Annotated in this window: 12 protein-coding genes and 1 pseudogene; 5 read left to right on the top strand and 8 right to left on the bottom strand. The window is 68.3% G+C overall.

Annotation, left to right across the window (positions count from 1 at the left end):
- Positions 1-284 precede the first annotated feature (284 nt).
- Positions 285-1,829: an MFS transporter gene (locus D183_RS0100915; RefSeq protein WP_017907325.1), complete on the bottom strand. Its 1,545-nt coding sequence runs from the start codon at positions 1,827-1,829 to the stop codon at positions 285-287.
- A 164-nt stretch (positions 1,830-1,993) separates the two neighbouring features.
- Between D183_RS0100915 and D183_RS0100910 the strand changes: the two genes are divergently transcribed.
- The gene (locus D183_RS0100910; protein WP_017907324.1) at positions 1,994-2,872 is read left to right on the top strand and encodes a LysR family transcriptional regulator; all 879 of its coding nucleotides are present in this window, start codon (positions 1,994-1,996) and stop codon (positions 2,870-2,872) included.
- 278 nt (positions 2,873-3,150) lie between these two features.
- Here D183_RS0100910 and D183_RS0100905 read toward each other — a convergent pair whose 3' ends face one another.
- Entirely contained in the window at positions 3,151-5,343 is a 2,193-nt protein-coding gene (locus D183_RS0100905) for a hypothetical protein (protein WP_026144078.1), read from the bottom strand.
- A 407-nt stretch (positions 5,344-5,750) separates the two neighbouring features.
- Between D183_RS0100905 and D183_RS0100900 the strand changes: the two genes are divergently transcribed.
- On the top strand, positions 5,751-7,271 hold the full coding sequence (locus D183_RS0100900; RefSeq protein WP_017907322.1) for an acetyl-CoA hydrolase/transferase family protein: 1,521 nt from the start codon (positions 5,751-5,753) through the stop codon (positions 7,269-7,271).
- 512 nt (positions 7,272-7,783) lie between these two features.
- On the opposite strand, the gene D183_RS0100895 is transcribed toward D183_RS0100900, so the two are convergent.
- From D183_RS0100895 to D183_RS0100870, 6 genes and pseudogenes are all read right to left on the bottom strand, one after another.
- Entirely contained in the window at positions 7,784-8,098 is a 315-nt protein-coding gene (locus tag D183_RS0100895) for a GIY-YIG nuclease family protein (RefSeq protein ID WP_017907321.1), read from the bottom strand.
- A gap of 93 nt (positions 8,099-8,191) precedes the next feature.
- A pseudogene (locus D183_RS28150) lies at positions 8,192-8,308 on the bottom strand (LysR substrate-binding domain-containing protein); the annotation flags it as partial.
- 310 nt (positions 8,309-8,618) lie between these two features.
- Positions 8,619-9,692 carry a 3-deoxy-7-phosphoheptulonate synthase gene (locus tag D183_RS0100890; protein ID WP_010343076.1) on the bottom strand — a complete coding sequence of 358 codons (1,074 nt, stop codon included), beginning with the start codon at positions 9,690-9,692 and terminating at the stop codon, positions 8,619-8,621.
- A gap of 457 nt (positions 9,693-10,149) precedes the next feature.
- Positions 10,150-13,041, bottom strand: a complete 2,892-nt coding sequence (locus D183_RS0100885) for a TonB-dependent receptor domain-containing protein (RefSeq protein WP_017907320.1) — start codon at positions 13,039-13,041, stop codon at positions 10,150-10,152.
- Positions 13,042-13,904: 863 nt separating this feature from the next.
- Entirely contained in the window at positions 13,905-15,551 is a 1,647-nt protein-coding gene (gene groL, locus D183_RS0100875) for a chaperonin GroEL (RefSeq protein ID WP_010340980.1), read from the bottom strand.
- A gap of 136 nt (positions 15,552-15,687) precedes the next feature.
- Positions 15,688-15,975 carry a co-chaperone GroES gene (locus D183_RS0100870; protein ID WP_010340979.1) on the bottom strand — a complete coding sequence of 96 codons (288 nt, stop codon included), beginning with the start codon at positions 15,973-15,975 and terminating at the stop codon, positions 15,688-15,690.
- 281 nt (positions 15,976-16,256) lie between these two features.
- Here D183_RS0100870 and D183_RS0100865 point away from each other — a divergent pair, with 281 nt between their 5' ends.
- The 3 genes from D183_RS0100865 to D183_RS23685 form a co-directional block, all read left to right on the top strand.
- Complete coding sequence (locus D183_RS0100865; RefSeq protein WP_017907318.1) at positions 16,257-18,035, top strand: endonuclease; 1,779 nt, start codon at positions 16,257-16,259, stop codon at positions 18,033-18,035.
- 127 nt (positions 18,036-18,162) lie between these two features.
- Positions 18,163-18,495 carry a divalent-cation tolerance protein CutA gene (cutA, locus tag D183_RS0100860; protein ID WP_017907317.1) on the top strand — a complete coding sequence of 111 codons (333 nt, stop codon included), beginning with the start codon at positions 18,163-18,165 and terminating at the stop codon, positions 18,493-18,495.
- A 4-nt stretch (positions 18,496-18,499) separates the two neighbouring features.
- The coding region (locus tag D183_RS23685) for a protein-disulfide reductase DsbD N-terminal domain-containing protein (RefSeq protein ID WP_039725777.1) at positions 18,500-18,931 on the top strand (432 nt) is incomplete at its 3' end.

Raw genomic sequence — 18,931 nt, 5'->3', positions numbered from 1 at the left:
AGGGGGGAGCCGCTGACCGTGGACCCGACCCGGCCGGAACTGCCGCCGTCGCCGGAACCGCCGTCGCAGGCCATGCCGACCTGACGCACACGCAACCGGCGCCGCGCACCCCGCATCGACGACGGTTCGCGGCAGTCGAGGCGCAGCGGCGCTGCCGGCGGCGCATGTGCACGCGCCGCCGCGGACAATCCACGCCCCCGCGCCCGGGCTTCGGGCGCAGCGCACGACGCGGCGCTTCCGTCATGGGCAACCGGCCGAGCGCCTTCGCCTCGGTCGCGCGTCCATCAGGCGACCTCTTTCGACACGGCAGACCGATGTTCGGCGCCACGCCTGCCGAACACGATCACGCTGCAGAGCGCGAGGATCCAGACACTGATGCCGCCATACAACATCACCCATTGCATGCCTTGGATCATGGCTGCCGCCGCGACGTCGGGCGGAACCGTCGGCGTGGAGAGGCCCTGCCCCGCCGCGTGTGCGGTTCCGCCGGAAAGCCGCTCAGCCAGCCCCCGCAGCAACGTGGCGTCGACCGTCGGCAGCGTCCGGCGGAGAAAGGACAACACGCCCTCCACCAGGATGAATCCCATGACCGCGATATTGATCGCAAGGCTGATCAGGCGCGCACTGGTGTCCATGCCGGAGGCCATGCCGGTACGCGCGACGCAGACCGACGCGGTGATGGTATTGGTCACCGGGGTGTTGACGATCCCCAACCCGGTACCGGCCAGCAGGCACCCGGGGAGCATCGTCAACCAACTGGCCCGCACCGTGCCGCTGCCCCACGCCATCAGCAACAAGCCGGCTCCGATCGCAAACAGGCCGGCAGGAATCACGGTATGCGCGCGGTAGCGCAGCGCCAGCCGCTCGCCCAACGGCGGCAGCACCAGGGTCGGCAAGGTGTAAGCCAGCAGCGAAAGTCCGGTGGCCACGTTGCCGTAGCCCAGCCCATGCTGGAACAGCAGCGGCAGATAGATCATGAGCGGCCAGAAGCTGAAGTTCATGCCCATCGAGCCCAACAGGGCGCCGGAAAAGTCGCGGATGCGGAACACCGAGAAGTCGAACATGGGCGCGTCGGCGCGGCGCTCCGCCACAACGAACGCGACGCAGCTGCCGCTGGCGATGATCAGACTCGCCAGCGACGAAACGCTGCCAAAGCCGGCTACCGGCCCTTGCGTGATGAACCACGCCAAGGCGAGCACCGCGACCGACAGCGAGACGATCCCGGCGACGTCCAAACGGCGCCGCTGCGGATCGCGCGACTCATCGACACCGACAAGCGCCAGCCCCAGGGCGATCGCGGAAATGGGAACGTGCACAAGGAAAACCCATTCCCAACTCCACAACGCGACGATGCCGGCACCGATGATCGGGCCGAAACCCAGGCCGATGCCGAAGACGATCCCCCAGATCCCAAACGCCTTGGCACGGGCCGTCGCGTCTGCGAATTGCTGCGAGAGCACGGCGAACTGGCACACCAGCATGGCGCCCCCGGCCATCCCCTGAAGGAAGCGACCAGCGATCAGCAGCGCCGTGCTCCCTGCAAGGCCGCATACCAAGGAGGTCACGCCGAACAGGAACACGCAGATCAGGAAGATCCGCTTGCGCCCGTAGCGGTCGGCCAGCGTGCCCGTCGCCATCAGCACGGTGGTGCAGGCGATGGTGTAGGCATTCATGATCCACTGCAGATCGCGGAAGCTGCCGTGCAGCGCCGCTTCGAGGAGGGGAAGGATCACCGGCACGCTGGAGATCTCCAGACCGAACATCAGCGAAGCCAGGCAGGCGGCCGCCAGCGTGAGGGTGTTCCTGCGCGCGGAAGGAAGGTGCGTCATGGGCTTTTCCTAGAGGGACATCCGCCCGCGGCGCCGAGCGGACCGACCGGTGCACGGCGGGTCGATTCGGGCTTGGGAGCGGCTGACTTCCAGTCTGGGAGCACACAATGGATGATGGAAATGATTTAATTTTCTTGAATTAATTAAAAAATGGACTGAATCGCATGGACTACGATCCGGATCTGTTACGCACCTTCGTTGCGGTGAACGAGACTGGCGGCTTCACGCGCGCAGGCGAACGGCTGCACCTCACCCAGTCGGCCATCAGCCATCACATTCGCAAACTGGAAGCGCAGGCCGGCACGGCACTGCTGAATCGCACAACCCGCCGGGTGAGCCTGACCGAAGACGGCGAAGACTTTCTTCGCCATGCGACGCAGGTGCTGCAGGCGCATGACGCGCTCGCACGGCGTTTCCGGCGTTCTCCGGTGTCCGGCACGGTGCGTTTCGGTGCCCCCGAAAGCTACGTCGGCGATCGCCTTCCGCCGATGCTGGCGCGGTTCGCACGGATGTTTCCGGCGGTGCGGCTGGACGTGACGGTGGATACCTATGCCGCGCTGCACGAGCAGATCGTTGCGGGCTCCCTCGACCTGGCGGTGACACTCGCACTGGAGGACGATCCGACAACGCCCCTGCTGCGCCGGACCCGCTTCGTGTGGGCGGCCGCGCCAGCGTTCGCGCCGGCCGCGAATGTGCCAGTCCCGCTCGCTTTTGCGCCCAAGCCCTGCCTGCACCGGCAGGTGGGAACCGCTGCACTGGAGCGCGCCGATCTCGCCTGGCGAGTGGCATTCACCTCGCCAAGTCAGCAGGGACTGCGTGCCGCCGTGAAGGCCGGCCTGGCCATCACCGCCCTACCCCAGGAAGATCTGGAAGCGGGAATGGTCGCCGTGGACGAGCGCTTTGGATTGCCGCCGTTGCCGCACGCCAGCTTCCGGCTGCTGTGGAGCGAGGCCAACCGAACGCCGGCAGCGGAGGCGCTAGCGCAACAACTGTCGCAATCACCCGAGGCACTTTCCGGCAGCGACGCGATGCCCGCCGACTGAAATAAAAAAGCCCGCTTGCAGCGAACTGCCAGCGGGCTTTGCTCCCTCCCCCACGTCGGGATGCAGGGCGATCTTGGGCGCTTTTTTTGGACATTGCACGCTGCACTGCAAAACGATACCGGGCAGTACATTCTGCGTGGGAGGGAATGGGGAGACGGGAATGGGGAATAGATAAGCGGGGGATACGCGCGTTGCGTGCTTTCGCATGCCGGCGCGGCGCGGCGCACAGCGCATCCACCCGCAGCCAGCGAAGCACGCCCAACGCGATCTCTGTCGCGCTAAGGCGATGCCGCCGGTGCCGGCGCCTCCGGCAGCCATGCCGGTTGCTTGTCGTACCACTCGCGCGCGCCGAGCAGATGCCATTGCCGCTGTTCGCCGCGCAGCGCCACGCCCACGCCGAGCACGCCCCAGCGCGCGTACAGATCGCCCTGCGTGCCGGCATCGCCAACGCGCAGGCGCGCGCGCAAGGCCACCCGTTCGTTCTCCGCCGCGACCCGATCCAGCCACAGTGCGTCCTTGCGCCAGCGCAGCTGTCCGCTGGCCTGCAGTTGTCCGGCATCGGCCAGCTTCAGCAACCACGCCGGCGCATCGCTGTGCTGCGCGAACACCGCCAGCACCGGGCCGGCGTCGCGCATCTGCATCTGTACCTGCGCATCGGCCTGCACCGGCGCCGCCGCGGCGATGCGGCCCTGCGGAATGCGCAGCGTCGCCCACCAGTCGCCCTGCTTGGGCTGGGTGCCGTAGCGCACGCCCTGCAGGCGCAGGGTGCTGCCGCTCAGATCGAAGCGCTTGTCCTGCAGCTCGGCGCGGCGCAGCCGCGCGTCCAGGTCGAGATCGCCGGCCAGTTCCAGGCCCGCGGTCTGCAGCCGCGCTTGGCGGCCGAGCACGCGCACGGTGCCCTGGCCGACCTGGCCGGACGCATCCAGCTGCAGATCGCCGCTGAGCCGGCCATCGCCGCCGAGCACACGCACCTGCGCCGCCGGCAGGTAGCGGTTGTAGGCGCGCAGGTCCGGCACGCGCGCATCGGCGAAGCGCAGCCGCGCCTGCAACGAGTCGCGCAAGGAGGCCAGCGCGCCGTCGCCCTGCAAGTCCAGTTGCAGGTTCTCGCCTTCGACAAAGCTGGCCTTGGGCGCGTCCAGCGGCGCCAGCGCGAAGCGGCGCATGCGCACGTCCAGTTGCGTGCGCGGCTGTTCGGCGCTGCCGACGATGCGGCCGACCGCCTGCGCCTTGCCGCTCAGGCGCACGCGCATGATCTCCGCCACCGCCTGCACGTCGGGTACGTCGAGGCGGCTGCCGGGCTGCAGCGCGCCCTGCCGCAATTGCAGATCGGCGGCGACGTCGCCGCCGCCATCGAGCTGGAACCACGGCTTGCGCACCAGCAGGTCGCTGATCCAGTTCAATGATTCGAAATGCCAGCGTCCCTGCACGCGGCCGGAGGTGCGCGGCAGCAACGCCGCCAGGTCGTCGAACGGCACCTGGCGCCCGGCGATGCGCAGGTCGGCATCGAGCATGCTGCGCGGATCGACCTGACCGGGCAGGCGCGCGCGGGCGCGGATGTCCTCGCCCTCCACGTCCAGCAGCAGCGCCAGCACGCCGCGATCGGTGGCGCCCACGCCGGCATGCAGCGGCACCCGCCAGTTGAGCGTGCTGCCGGGCTGCAGCGCGCCGCGCAGCAGGTGCAGATCGGCCTGCACATGGCCCAGCCCGGGTTCGGTACTGAGTTTGGTGGTGTCGCCGGCGGTGTCGATGCGCAGGGCCACGCTGCGGCCGTGCATGCGCAGCGCCAGGTCGGTGATGCCCAGCTTGCGCAGCCCCGGCGCCTGCGCGCGGTAGTGGCGCGGGAACGAGAAGCGCGCGTCCAGCGTGGCCTGGTCGGCGATCTGGCGCTTGCCGTAGCGCACGCTGGCGTCCTCGAACACGATCTGCGAGCGGAACAGTTCCGAGGGGCCGCCACGCAACTGCTTGAGGAAACCGACGGTGCCGTGGCCCTTGCCCTCGACCGCAAAATCGCCGAAGCGTGCGCGGCGCAGCGTGCCGCTGTGGATCGCGTCGAAGCGCAGGGTCCAGCCCTGGTCGCTGGGCGGCGGTGGCGGGATCATCTCCTCGACGCGGTCCATCTCGCCGATCACGTTCACCGCTTCCATCCACGGCAGGCGCACTTCGCGATGCAGCAGCGGCAGCAGCGCGATGCGCGCGCTGGCGCGGTCGGCACGCACCTGCCAGACATTGCGCTGCACGTGGCCGCGCATGCGCACGTTCCAGGCGGTGATGAAGCCGGGCAGCACGGTGACGGCCGGCCCGGTGTGCATGCGGAACTTCTCCGGCTTGCGGTTGGTGGCCAAGTCGAACAGCGGCGTGTTGAGGAACACGTTGCCGGCCAGCAGATACAGCAGGTAGGCGATCAGCAGGCCGCGCAGGAGCAGGCGCCAACCGCGCGGCAGACGCCGGTAGCGAGCATGGACGGCGGTCAGTGGGCGGGCGGAGAGCGGCACCGCCGCACTATCGCCGCGGTGCGGCGTGGAACGCGTGAAAGCGACGGTGGCGCGTACCCGGCGTTGCGTGGCGGTGCACGCAGGGCCGCCAGGCCGCTCCATTGCACCGGCTGCATGCGCGCTGCGTCCTGCCATCGCAAACCAGACCCCACAAGGAGAGTGGAGAAACCAGCGCCCCTCTCCCATCGGGAGAGGGGTTGGGGTGAGGGTCCGGCGCGCGAAGCGCCGCACACATCGCACACACCGTGGCGTACATCCTCATCGCTGCGTCCGTTGCGCCGCATGCGCCGCCACGCGACAGGCGCAAAAAGTGGGGACACACCCCAACGCGGGCCTCGGCCCGATCCGCGATAATTGCCCTCCCCTTCCCACGCCATGGTCGCCGCATGTCCGCCGAACGTATCCTCCATCCCCGCCTGCGCGAACGCATCGTCAGCGCCGAGGCCGCGGCGGCGTTGATCCAGCCCGGCGAGACGGTGGCGATGAGCGGCTTCACCGGCTCCGGCTATCCCAAGGCGGTGCCGATGGCGCTGGCGCAGCGCATCGAGGCGGCGCACCTGCAGGGGCAATCGTTCAAGATCCAGCTGATGACCGGCGCCTCCACCGCGCCAGAACTGGACGGCGCCCTGGCCAAGGCCGACGGCATCGCCCTGCGCATGCCGTTCCAGTCCGACCCGGACGCGCGCCAGCGTATCAACGCCGGCACGCTGGACTACATCGACATCCACCTCAGCCACGTCGCCCAGCACGTGTGGTTCGGTTTCTATGGGCAGATCGACACCGCGGTGGTGGAAGTAGCCGGCATTCGCGAAGACGGCAGCCTGATCCCGTCGACCTCGGTCGGCAACAACAAGACCTGGCTGGACCTGGCGAAGAAGGTGATCGTCGAGGTCAACGACTGGCAGCCGGCCGGCATCGACGGCATGCACGACGTGTACTACGGCACCGCGTTGCCACCACACCGCAAGCCGATCCCGCTGCTGCACGCCGACGACCGCATCGGCGAACCATCGCTGCGCTGCGACCCGGACAAGATCGTGGCGGTGGTGCGCACCCACGGCCCCGACCGCAACAGCCCGTTCACGCCCGCAGATGCCACCAGCCAACGCATCGCCGAGCACCTGATCGCGTTCTTCCAGCACGAGGTCGGCAAGGGCCGGCTGCCGCCGAACCTGCTGCCGCTGCAGTCTGGCGTGGGCAACATTCCCAACGCGGTGCTGGCCGGCCTGGCCAGCAGCGGCTTCCGCGACCTCAGCGCGTTCACCGAGGTGATCCAGGACGGCATGCTCGACCTGTTGCGCAGCGGCGTGCTCAAGGTCGCCTCGTGCACCGGCTTCGCGCTGAGCCCGGAGGCCAACGAGGAGTTCAAGCGCAACATCGACTTCTACCGCGAGCGCATCATCCTGCGCACGCAGGAGATCTCCAACCATCCGGAACTGGTGCGGCGGCTGGGCTGCATCGGCATGAACGGCATGATCGAAGCCGACCTGTACGGCAACGTCAATTCCACCCACGTGATGGGCAGCCGCATCATGAACGGTATCGGCGGCTCCGGCGACTTCGCGCGCAACGGCTTCCTGTCGATCTTCCTCAGCCCCAGCACGGCAAAGAACGGCAGCATCTCCTCGATCGTGCCGATGGTCAGCCACGTCGACCACACCGAGCACGACGTCTCCATCATCGTCACGGAGCACGGCCTGGCCGACCTGCGCGGCCTGCCGCCGCGGCAGCGCGCGCAACAGTTGCTCGCGCACTGCGTGGACCCGAGCTACCGCGCGCAGTTGCAGGACTATTTCGACCGTGCCCTGCACGCCAGCTACGGCAAGCACACCCCACACCTGCTGCCCGAGGCGCTGTCCTGGCACCAGCGCTGGCTGGATACAGGGACGATGCACGCGGGCGGCTGAGTCACCGATCGGCAGCGGGGTATGCAGCCCTTCCCACATTGCAGCCCTGCCATCCCGACATCTGCGCGAATGTCCGGCGCCTTTGTAGCAGTGGCTTCAGCCGCGACGCGTTTTCCCGAGGTCGCGCTTGAAAGCGCTCCTACGACGGCAGTCGATGATTCTGGAGTGCCGCTGAGCGCTGCGGGACCGCGCGTCGGGACTGAAGTCCCTCCCACAGTGCGGTCCCGTGCCATCCCGACATCTGCGCGGGTGGTCGGCGCCCTGGTAGCAGCGGCTTCCACCCGCAACGCGTTTTTCCGAGGTCGCGCTTGAAAGCGCTCCTACGACGGCTGCCGATGATTCTGGAGTGCCGCTGAGCACTGCGGGACAGCGACAGCGCGTCGGGACTGAAGTCCCTCCCACAGTGCAGCCCTCTCGCATCCGAAGTCCGCGCGAATGTGCGGCATCGTCGTAGAAGCGGCTTCAGCCGCGACGGGCGTTACGGGTCACGCTTCTCGCGGCTGAAGCCACTCCTACGACACCGCTGCGGATTCGGCGGTCGCTTGCAGGTTGTCGGCGCCAGATGCGGTCTCGGGCGCGGTCAGGAACGCCAGCTTGCGGCCGCGCGGCAACTGCTTGAGTGCGTACTCGGCGCGCGAGGCGGCGGCGCGGTCGGGATAGGCACGGCTGGCCAGCAGGCGCACCGGTGGGTTGGCGCGGGTGTACTTGGCACCGGCGCCGCGCAGGTGCGCCTGGAAGCGCGCCTGCAGGTCCGGGGTGATGCCGGCGTAGTAACTGCCGTTGCGGCATTCGAGCAGGTACAGGAACCAGGGCGAGTCGGCGGCCATGCGGCCATTATCGACGTGGCGGCGGGTTTCGCCAGAAGCGGTGTCCGCACATGCGCGCTTGCGACCTCGGACAGCACCTATTGGCCAGACCCCGATGTCGTCCGACGCGGCGCTGGCGGCATCGGCCAGTTGCCGATCTTCGGCGGTCAGCTTCACCCCACGCGCATGGCGCTGGAACAGCGTTGCGCCGAGCAGGGCCTGGTGCGTCCGGCAGGCGATCGCCGCTATGCCCCCGGCCCATCAATGCGCGGCTTGTATATCCCATCGCGCCACTTCCACGCCGTCGCGCTGAACCGGCGACAACCGGTCTTAACGCCTCGCCAACACCTTGCCAGCCGCTGCCACACACCGGCATACCGTGGTCACCGGATGGGCGGATAACGTCATCACCGGCACGCAGCCGTCGATACCGAAGCTCTCTCCCTTCGCATTCGGCGGCGCGTCCGGCCCCTCTTCCGGGCCTCCCCCGCCCCCACGCACGCAGCCGGTCAGGCTGCGTGCGTTTCTCCCAGCAGCGCCCTCAGGCCGCCTGCGCCACGCGCGCCTGGCGCCGTGCGCGCACCGCCTGCGCCAGCCGCTCGAGCACCTGCACCGAGGTGTCCCAGTCGATGCAGCCGTCGGTGATGCTCTGGCCGTAGACCAGCGGCTGACCCGCGACCAGCTCCTGGCGGCCACCACGCAGGTGGCTCTCCACCATCGCGCCGACGATGCGGGACTGCCCAGCCTCGAGCTGGCGGGCGATGTCCTCGATCACCTTGGGCTGGTTGTCCGGGTTCTTGCCGCTGTTGGCGTGGCTGGCGTCGACCATCAGCCGCGCCGGCAGGCCGGCCTTCTCCAGCACCTGCGCCGCCGCGGCCACGCTGTCGGCGTCGTAGTTGGGCTGGGTGCCGCCGCGCAGGATCACGTGGCAATCGGGATTGCCGGCCGTGGCCGCCACCGCGGTCTGCCCGTCCTTGGTGACCGCCAGGAAATGGTGCGGATGCGAGGCCGCGCCGACCGCATCGACCGCGATCTTGACGTCGCCACTGGTGCCGTTCTTGAAGCCCACCGGGCACGACAGGCCCGAGGCCATCTCGCGGTGCACCTGGCTCTCGGTAGTGCGCGCACCGATCGCGCCCCAGGCCACCAGGTCGGCGATGTACTGCGGCGAGATGATGTCGAGGAACTCCACGCCGGCCGGCAGACCCAGGCGGTTGATGTCGCGCAGCAGGCCGCGCGCCAGGCGCAGGCCCTTGTTGATGTCGAAGCTGCCGTCGAGGTTGGGGTCGTTGATCAGGCCCTTCCAGCCGACCGTGGTGCGCGGCTTCTCGAAGTACACCCGCATCACGATCTCCAGCGCATCGCCGTAGGTCTCGCGCAGAGGGCGCAGGCGCTGCGCGTACTCCATCGCCGCGACCGGGTCGTGGATCGAGCAGGGGCCGATCACCACCGCCAGGCGGTCGTCGCGGCCGTGCAGGATCTCGTGCAGCGCCGCGCGCGCGGCAGTGACGGTCTGCGAGGCTTCTTCGTCGCAGGGCAGCAGCGCCTGCAGCTGGGAGGGTGGGGTCAGCGGTTCGATCTTGCGGATGCGCAGATCGTCGGTGTGCGGGGCCATGTGCGTGTCTCGTCGGGGGGCTGTGTGGGGGCCAGATCCGGCGGCATGAAAAAAGCCGCCAGGTTCGCTGGCGGCTTTCGGGATTGCGGCTGAAGTGTCCTTCAGGGTGAACGCGATCCTTCCTCCGCCAGCGGCATCGGAAAACCGTAATACCAAAAGTAAAAGCTGCGGCAGGAAGCGTTCATGGGACGTAGTGATAGCACAGGGTTTGCGGCAGCGCCACAGTTGCATCAGCAACTTGTGGAGCCGGAAAAGAGGAACCGGGAATGGGGAATCGGAAAAGCGGTTCAACGCAGCGGTAGGGCCATGATGTCGCCGTCATCGCGTAGGAGCCTTTGACGCGTGGGTTCTTACGTGGCGCTGCGCGCTCCGGACCCTCACCCCAACCGCTCTCCCGGAGGGAGAGGGGCTAGAGCGCATCCCGCATGCCGAATCCCCACTCCCGAATCCCGGCCCCTCAGAAATCCAGCACATATTCCATCGCCACCTCGCGGCCGATCGCGTCGTACAGGGTGGTGTTGTAGAACTGGTAGCCGTAGTAGCGCTCCTTGTTGTCGTAGCCGACGGTATCGAGCACGTTGTTGATGTACAGGTTGACCTTCATCTTCGGGGCGATGCGGTAGCCGGCGGTGAGGTTCCAGTACAGCGCCGGGCCGACGCGACCGAAGTAACGCGTGGTGCTCTCGCCGAAGTGGCGGTTGCCGCTGTCGGTGACGCGGCAGGCGTCGGAAGGGCTGGGCTGGTAGCCGTCGTCGAAGCGAGTGCAGGTGCCCCAGTTCACCGCCTGGGTGGAGCCGAAACGCTTGGCGTACACGGTCAGGTCCAGCGGGCCGCCGTTCTCCCAGTGCACGCTGCCGCGCAGCTTGCTGCGGATCTTCTGGTCGCGCAGGTTCTTGTCGTCGTCGGTGCGATAGGTCTGCTCGTGGTAGCCGATCAGGTTGTTGTAATCCAGGGCGACACTGAAGTTGCCCCAGCGCGCGGTGTTGAAGCGGTACTTCAGCGAGGCATCGACGCCGGACACGTGCATCTGCGCGATGTTGATCGGCCCCTGCTCGATGCCGGTGACGCGGCCGGCGGCATCGCGCGCCACGCGCGAAAGGATGCGCGCGCAGTACTCGGCGCCGCCGGGATTGACCCACACGCCGCCTGCGGTGGTCAGGCCGGTGCGGCAGCCGGCTTCGGCGCTGAGCACCTCGTCGCGGTTGAGATCCTTGATCATGTCCTGCAAGCGGATCTTGTAGTAGTCCGCGGTCAGCGACAGGCCCTCGGCGATGTCCCAGACGAAGCCGGCGGTGACCGAGCGGCCGTGCTCCGATTCCAGGTCCGGGGTGCCGCGGCGGTTGACCTGCATCAGGTAGAACACGTCGCTGTTCTCGGCGCTGCAGCCGCCGGTGAGGTAATAGCCCTTCTGGATGCAGCGGTACTGGTCGATCACGGTCTGCTGGGTGGAGCTCGGTTCGCCGAGCACGTAGTGCATGTCCGGGGCGCGGAAACTGGTGGCAACGCTGCCGCGCAGCAGCAGCGTACTCAGTGGCCGCCACTCCAGGCCGGCACTCCAGGTGGTGTCGCGCTGGGTGCCGATCGCCGCGCCGAGGTCGCTGCCGTAGGCGCGATAGTCGCCGTAGCGGTCGTGGCGCGCCGCCAGGCTGGCGTTGAGCGTGGACAGCAGCGGCATGTCGAACTCGATGCCGCCGGAGTAGCGCAGGCGCTCGCCGCCGCCGTAGTCGACCACGTCCAGCGGATAGCAGGTGTTGGCGCAGGGATCGGGCGACAGCCGATAGCCCTGCTTGGCCACTTCGCCGACCGCGGCGAACTTGATCGGTCCGGCCCAGCCCTGCAGCAGCTCGCCGGTGATGTTGGCGCTGGCCTGGTTGACCCAGGAATCGGCGCGGTTGTGCGCCTTCACCGCCAGGTCGTTGTATTGCGCGCCGGTCAGCGGCTGGTACCAGCGTTCCTCGTTGAGATCGTAGATCGGCGTGCCGTCGGCGGTGCTGCCCAGCTGCGGGCCGAGGAAGTAGGCGGTGGCCTTCTGCGTGTCCACGGTGCGCACGTATTCGTCGACGGTGTAGCGCGCGCGGCCCACCGCCACTTCCCAGTCGAAGCGATCGGCGAGGCGGCCCTTGAGGCCGGCGCTCAGGTCCCAGGACAGTTCCCTGGTGGTGTTGGCCAGGTTCTTCCAGCCGCCGGATTCGAAGCGGGTGAGCTGGCGGATCGCGTACAGGTCGCGGTCGCTGCCGGTGTCGTGGAACGGGCCGAGGTAGACGTAGGGCGGGTCGTAGGTCCAGTAGCCGATGCTCTTGGTCGTGGACAGCGTGCTCCAGGCCTGCACGCCGTTGTCGAAGTCGAAGGTGCCGTACAGATACGCCGAGCCGCTGTCGCCGCCGCTGGCGGCCAGCCAGTCGGCGTAGTCGTGGGCCATGCCGCAGTAGCCACCGAGGTTGCGCACGGTATCGCTGTTGTAGTCGTAGCTCAGCCGCTGCGCGTCGACGAACTGGCCGCCGAAGCGCGCACAGGTGCCGCTGGGCGGCGCCAGGCGCGTGTTGTTGCCGGCGTCGACCAGGCTCAGGCCGGTGAACGGATTGAAGCCGTACTTGCGCGCCTGCGCGGTCCAGTTGCTGTAGGACTCGTCGTCCTGGTCGTCCATCTTCGGCCGCTCGCCGACCGACAGCGGATCGCGCCGGGTCCACTGCAGCGCGTAGGTCAGGTTCCACGTGTCGCCGCTGCGCCCGCCGACCCAGGACAGGTCGACCACGTCGCGCCCGCCGGCGGTGGCGGTGCCGCCGCGCAGGCGCACCTGGTTGCCCTCGTAGCCTTGCTTGAGGATCACGTTGATCACGCCGGCGACCGCGTCCGAACCGTAGATGGCCGAGGCGCCGCCGGTGAGGATCTCGATGCGCTCCACCGCCGCGGAGGGGATGTTGGCGTAGTTGGCGAAGTTGCTCTCGCCGGCGTAGGGCTGCGGATAGTCGGCGACGCGGTGGCCGTTGACCAGCAGCAGGGTGCGTCCGGGGCCAAGGTCGCGCAGGCTCACCGGCGAGGCGTTGGGCGTGTGCGAGCCGTACTTGGTGTCGGCCTCGACGCTGCCCTGCTGGTTGAGCGTGCTGAGCACGTCGTAGACGGTGAGAAAGCCTTCCTGCTGGATCTGCTGCGCGCTGATCGTCAGCACCGGTTCGGCGCCCTCCACCTCCGAGCGTTTGATCCGCGAGCCGGTGACCACGACCTGACCGAGGTCGGTGGTGGCGGCGGCCTTGGGCGCGGCGGTGTCGGCGTCCTGCGCGCGCGCCTCGCTAGCGCCGTACAGCGCCAGCACGATGCCGAACGCGAGGGTGGTGGATGAGCGAAGTGGCATGCGGTGTCCCCGGCAGCGGATGGAAGCAGCGCCGTGCGAACACGACCTGCGGCGCCCTCTTCGCTGCGCCGCGCCCACGACCGTGCTGCGCATGCCGCAGGCACGCGCCGCCCTGCGCCGGCCGCGGCGCACAGAAGAAGACGAACATGCGGGCGTGCAGATCCCCCTGGACGCCCGTGCGTCCTAACCTGCATGGCGCTGAAAACGCTGTCAACACGCGGCTACAGCGCACTTGTAGACGATTGCGCGTTGTGCGCGATTCGCCGCGCAGCGCGTCGATTCTCGCCGTATCGCCACCGCAGGCCGTGCCAGCCGCACCTCTGGCGGAGACGCTGCTGGGCAACGATGGGCTGCATGCGCATCGCGATCGCGTGCCCCTCTTCCGTTGAGAGAGGGGTTGGGGCAAGGGTCCGGCGCGCAGCGTCTCGTGGTGTTTGAGGCGCATGGAGCGAAGCCTGCACTCGCATCCGTCCGGTTGGGTCACGGCCGCCTGGCACGCCTGTGCCGCGCCTCGGTCGGGGAGATCGCACAAGCCCGGCACAGGCAGCTTCCATGACCCGCTTCGCTGCTTACCGCAGCTCGGCGAGAAACGCCGTTGTCCTCGCGGGAGCGGCTTCAGCCGCGACAGGCATTCCCGGTAGCGCCTCGTCGCGGCTGAAGCCGTTCCTGCGCATGATCCTGCGTCCTGACGGGAAGCTCGCTACAGACGCGCGCCAAGCGGATGCGCCAGCGGCGCGGCCGGCAGGTTGGTCAGCATGCGAGCGCATCGGCATGCCCCGATGTCGATGACACAAAAAAAGAGCCCCGCATCGCTGCGGGGCTCCTTTCGACTGCGTGGAACAGGTCGGCCGAGGCCGGCTGGATCAGAAATCCATGCCGCCCATGCCGCCCATGCCGCCACCCATGCCACCCGGGGCGGCCGGCTCTTCCTTCTTCGGGGCCTCGGCCACCATCGCTTCGGTGGTGATCATCAGGCCGGCGATCGAAGCGGCGTTCTGCAGCGCCGAACGGGTCACCTTGGTCGGATCCAGGATGCCGAACTCGACCATGTCGCCGAACTCGCCGTTGGCGGCGTTGTAGCCGAAGTTGCCGCTGCCTTCCTTGACCTTGTTGAGGATCACGGACGGCTCTTCGCCGGCGTTGGTGACGATCTCGCGCAGCGGCGCTTCCATCGCGCGCAGCGCGATCTGGATGCCGTGGGTCTGATCTTCATTGGCGCCCTTCAGCTCGCCGATCGCGCTCAGCGCGCGCACCAGCGCCACGCCGCCGCCCGGGACCACGCCTTCTTCCACCGCCGCACGGGTCGCGTGCAGGGCGTCTTCGACGCGCGCCTTCTTTTCCTTCATCTCGATCTCGGTCGAGGCACCGACCTTGATCACCGCCACGCCGCCGGCCAGCTTGGCCACGCGCTCCTGCAGCTTCTCGCGGTCGTAGTCCGACGAGGTCTCTTCGATCTGCGCCTTGATCTGCTTGATGCGCGACTCGATCGCCGAGGTGTCGCCGGCGCCGTCGATGATGGTGGTGTTCTCCTTGGAGACCTGCACCTTCTTGGCGCGGCCCAGGTCCTTGATGGTCGCCTTCTCCAGCGCCAGGCCCACTTCCTCGGAGATCACGGTGCCGCCGGTCAGCACGGCCATGTCTTCCAGCATCGCCTTGCGACGGTCGCCGAAGCCCGGGGCCTTGACCGCCACGACCTTGACGATGCCGCGGATGGTGTTGACCACCAGGGTCGCCAGCGCCTCGCCTTCCACTTCCTCGGCGACGATCAGCAGCGGCTTGCCGGCCTTGGCCACGCCTTCCAGCACCGGCAGCAGGTCACGCACGTTGGAGATCTTCTTGTCGTGCAGCAGCACGAACGGGTCGTCCAGGTCGGCCTGCTGGCTCTGCTGGTTGTTGATGAAGTACGGCGACAGGTAGCCGCGGTCGAACTGCATGCCCTCGACCACGTCCAGCTCGTTCTCCAGGCCCGAGCCTTCCTCGACCGTGATCACGCCTTCCTTGCCGACCTTCTTCATCGCGTCGGCGATGATGTTGCCGATCGACTCGTCGGAGTTGGCGGAGATGGTGCCGACCTGGGCGATGGCCTTGTCGTCGGCGGTGGGCTTGCTGATCTTCTTCAGCTCGGCCACGGCGGCCACGACGGCCTTGTCGATGCCGCGCTTGAGGTCCATCGGGTTCATGCCGGCGGCGACCGCCTTGGAACCTTCGCGGATCAGCGCCTGCGCCAGCACGGTGGCGGTGGTGGTGCCGTCGCCGGCGTTGTCGGAGGTCTTGGAGGCGACTTCCTTCACCATCTGCGCGCCCATGTTCTCGAACTTGTCGGCCAGTTCGATTTCCTTGGCGACGGAGACGCCGTCCTTGGTGATGGTCGGGGCGCCGAAGCTCTTCTCGAGCACGACGTTGCGGCCCTTCGGGCCCAGGGTGGCCTTGACGGCATTGGCGAGGATGTTGACGCCGCGCACCATGCGCGAACGGGCGTCTTCACCGAAACGGATATCTTTGGCAGCCATGTGTGTTGCTCCGGGATTCGTGATTGGGGATTAGGGATTCGCTAGAGCGGAATTCGGGCGGAGATGTCGGGTCGCGCGGCGCCTGGCGCCTTTGCCAATCCCGAATCCCGATTCCCGAATCCCGCGATCGGGGGCTTTAGCCCACGATCGCCAGAACGTCGTCTTCGCGCAGCACCTTGTACTCGACGCCTTCGGCCTTGTAGCTGGAACCGGCGTACTGGCCGTAGATGACCTTGTCGCCGACCTTCAGCGCCGGGGCGCGCACGCTGCCGTTGTCCAGCGGCTTGCCGGCGCCGACGGCCACGACTTCACCCTTGGTGGACTTTTCCTTGGCCGAATCCGGGATCACGATGCCGCCGGCGGAGATTTCGTCGGCTTCGATCGGCTTGACTACGACGCGGTCGTGAAGCGGCTTGATGCTCATTGAGTGAGACCTCTTAAGTGATTGATTGGTCTAGGAAAGGCCGGCGATGTTAGCACTCGCCCATGACGACTGCCAGCAACGCTCGCGAAAAAACCCGGTAGCGCCGGGATGCGCCTGATGTAGTGCCGCGACCGGGGCTTTCAAGGGCGGGAGGCAAAAAATTTTTGCCAGGAACGTGCATTCGGTGGCAAGCAGTGACCGAATCCCGTCACAGTGTCACAGAGGCAGGCTAGGCTGAGCGCGGACCCATGGGGGGGATCCGTCACCAAAAGGAGTTGTCGATGAAGCCATCCGCCGTTGCGCTGCCGCTGGCCTGCCTGCTCGCCCTTGCCGGGCCGGCCCAGGCCGCCGTATTCATCAATGAATTGCATTACGACGATGCCACCGCCGCCGGCGACACCGGCGAAGGCGTGGAGATCGTCGCCACCGCCGGGGAGAGCCTGAGCGGCTACCGCGTCTACCTGTACAACGGCAGCAACCCGGGGTCGGCCACCGTCTACGCCAACAGCGCGGTGCCGGCCGGCAACCTGGTCAGCTGCGGCGGGCAGGTACGCATCGCCACCGTCAGCTACGCCAGCAACGGCATCCAGAACGGGCCCAACGACGGCCTGGCGCTGGTCGACGGCAACGGCAAGGTGGTGCAGTTCCTCAGCTACGAGGGCGCCATCACCGGCGGCGGCGGCCCCGCCGCGGGCATGACCAGCCAGAACCTGCCGGTCAGCGAGAGCAACAGCACCCCGGCCGGCACCTCGCTGCAGCTGCGCGGCAACGGCAGCGCCGCGGCCGACTTCAGCTGGAGCGACAGCGCCACCAGCACCTTCGGCGCCTGCAACAACGGCCAGACCTTCGCCGGCGGCGGCGGCAGCAACGCCGCGCCGACCGTGACCGCCACCACCCCGACCCAGGGCGCCACCGACTTCCCCGCCGCCGGCGACCTGGCGGTGACCTTCAGCGAGGCGGTGAGCCTGGCCAGCGGTGCGTTCGGCCTGAGCTGCCAGCAGTCCGGCAGCGTGGCGCTGACCTACCCCAGCAGCGGCACCCAGTTCGCGCTGTCCACCAACACCGCGCTGAAAGCCGGCGAGAGCTGCACCCTGAGCATCGTCGCCGCACGCGTGAGCGATGCCGACGGCGCGCATCCGGCGCAGGATCGCAGCGTCGCCTTCAACGTCGCCAGCGGCTCGGGCGGCGGCGGCAACGGCGCCGGCAGCTACTACTCGCGGGTCAACACCTCCAGCCCCAGCCAGCTGCGCTGCTCGCTGCACGAGACGATCAAGGGCCACACCGTCTATCCGTACAGCAGCAGCTCCGGCACCGACACCTGGGCCATCCTGGAGATCGCCGACGAGGATCCGAACAACAGCCAGCGCGTCCTCGACGCCTACCGCAACCGCAGCTATGCCAAGGGCACCGACCGGGCCGGCAGCGGCAGCGGCCTGAAGTACAACCGCGAGCACAGCTGGCCGAACTCGCTGGGCTTCGGCACCGCCACCGGCAACAAGGGCCTGCCCTACGCGCCGTACACCGACACCCACATGCTGTACCTGACCGACGCCACCTGGAACGCCGACCGCGGCAACAAGCCCTACGCCAAGTGCGACAGCAACTGCGGCGAGCGCGCCACCGAGGCCAACGCCGGCTTCGGCGGCGGCAGCGGCCGCTACCCGGGCAATTCCAACTGGGTGCGCACCCCGGACGGCAACAGCGGCACCTTCGAGGTGTGGGACCACCGCAAGGGCGACATGGCGCGTGCGGTGATGTACATGGCGATCCGCTATGAGGGTGGCGTGGATGCCAAGACCGGGCAGTCCGAGCCGGACCTGGAGCTGACCGACGACCGCAGCAAGATCGTCAAGACCTCGTCCTCGCCGGCCTACATGGGCCTGCTGTCGACCCTGATCGCGTGGAGCCAGCAGGATCCGCCGGACGACGCCGAGCGCGCCCGCAACGAGGTGATCTACAGCTTCCAGGGCAACCGCAACCCGTTCATCGACCACCCGGAGTGGGCGACATCGTCGCTGTTCACTTCCGCCAAGCCGGCCAGTTGCCAGTTGCTCAACTGAGCCGTGGTGCCTCGCCCGCTGCGGCTGCAGCGGGCGGGGATTAGGGATTAGGGATTGGGGATGCGCGGCGGCCGGCCGCGGACCGGCGCCGCCAAAGCGCGGCCGGCATCCCTATACTGTCGGCCGCATGTCCGCGCCCGCCCTCCGCTTGCTGCTCAGCACCTGCCCCGATCCGGCCAGCGCCGCGCGGGTCGCCCAGGCGCTGGTCGACGAACGCCTGGCCGCCTGCGTCAGCCGCCTGCCCGGCGTGCAGTCCACCTACCGCTGGCAAGGCGAGGTGGAACAGGGCGAGGAGGTGCTGCTGCTGATCAAGACCGCCGCCGACCGCCTGCCCGCGTTGCGGCAGCGGCTGTGCGCGTTGCACCCGTACGAGGTCCCCGAACTGGTCGAACTCGAGGTCGCCGGCGGCCTGCCGGCCTACCTGCAGTGGGTGCATGCCGAAACCCGTGAGGAACCGTAAGCCGATGACCCTGCTGCACCGCCTCGCCGCCCTGTGCCTGCTGGCCATGGCCGCCTTCCCCGCCCTGGCGATCAGCGAAAAGGACCTGCTGCCGGTGGACCAGGCCTTCGCGCTCAGCGCACAGGCACCCGAACGCGGCCGCATCGCGCTGCACTGGGACATCGCCAAGGGCTACTACCTGTATCGGCACCGCATCGCGGTGAAGGTGATCGGCGGCTTCAAGCCCAACCCGACCCTGCAGTTGCCGGCCGGCCACAAGAAGACCGACCCGTACTTCGGCGAGGTGGAGACCTACCGCGACGAACTGAACGCGGTGCAGAGCGGCGTCGCCGATCCCGGCACCAGCCGCGTGCAGCTGGAGGTGCGCTACCAGGGCTGCGCCGATGCCGGCGTGTGCTATCCGCCGCAGAAGCGCCTGCTCGAGGTGACCCTGCCA

This window comes from Xanthomonas sp. SHU 199 (assembly GCF_000364665.1).
Taxonomy (GTDB): Bacteria; Pseudomonadota; Gammaproteobacteria; order Xanthomonadales; family Xanthomonadaceae; genus Xanthomonas_A; species Xanthomonas_A sontii.
This window is presented reverse-complemented; position numbering and strand designations above follow the sequence as displayed.

Excerpts from the sequence above, each read along its gene's own strand:
- D183_RS0100915 (WP_017907325.1), bottom strand. The coding sequence starts at position 1,829 with ATGACGCACCTTCCTTCCGCGCGCAGGAACACCCTCACGCTGGCGGCC.
- D183_RS0100910 (WP_017907324.1), top strand. The coding sequence starts at position 1,994 with ATGGACTACGATCCGGATCTGTTACGCACCTTCGTTGCGGTGAACGAG.
- D183_RS0100900 (WP_017907322.1), top strand. The coding sequence starts at position 5,751 with ATGTCCGCCGAACGTATCCTCCATCCCCGCCTGCGCGAACGCATCGTC.
- D183_RS0100895 (WP_017907321.1), bottom strand. The coding sequence starts at position 8,098 with ATGGCCGCCGACTCGCCCTGGTTCCTGTACCTGCTCGAATGCCGCAAC.
- D183_RS0100890 (WP_010343076.1), bottom strand. The coding sequence starts at position 9,692 with ATGGCCCCGCACACCGACGATCTGCGCATCCGCAAGATCGAACCGCTG.
- D183_RS0100885 (WP_017907320.1), bottom strand. The coding sequence starts at position 13,041 with ATGCCACTTCGCTCATCCACCACCCTCGCGTTCGGCATCGTGCTGGCG.
- groL (WP_010340980.1), bottom strand. The coding sequence starts at position 15,551 with ATGGCTGCCAAAGATATCCGTTTCGGTGAAGACGCCCGTTCGCGCATG.
- D183_RS0100870 (WP_010340979.1), bottom strand. The coding sequence starts at position 15,975 with ATGAGCATCAAGCCGCTTCACGACCGCGTCGTAGTCAAGCCGATCGAA.
- D183_RS0100865 (WP_017907318.1), top strand. The coding sequence starts at position 16,257 with ATGAAGCCATCCGCCGTTGCGCTGCCGCTGGCCTGCCTGCTCGCCCTT.
- cutA (WP_017907317.1), top strand. The coding sequence starts at position 18,163 with ATGTCCGCGCCCGCCCTCCGCTTGCTGCTCAGCACCTGCCCCGATCCG.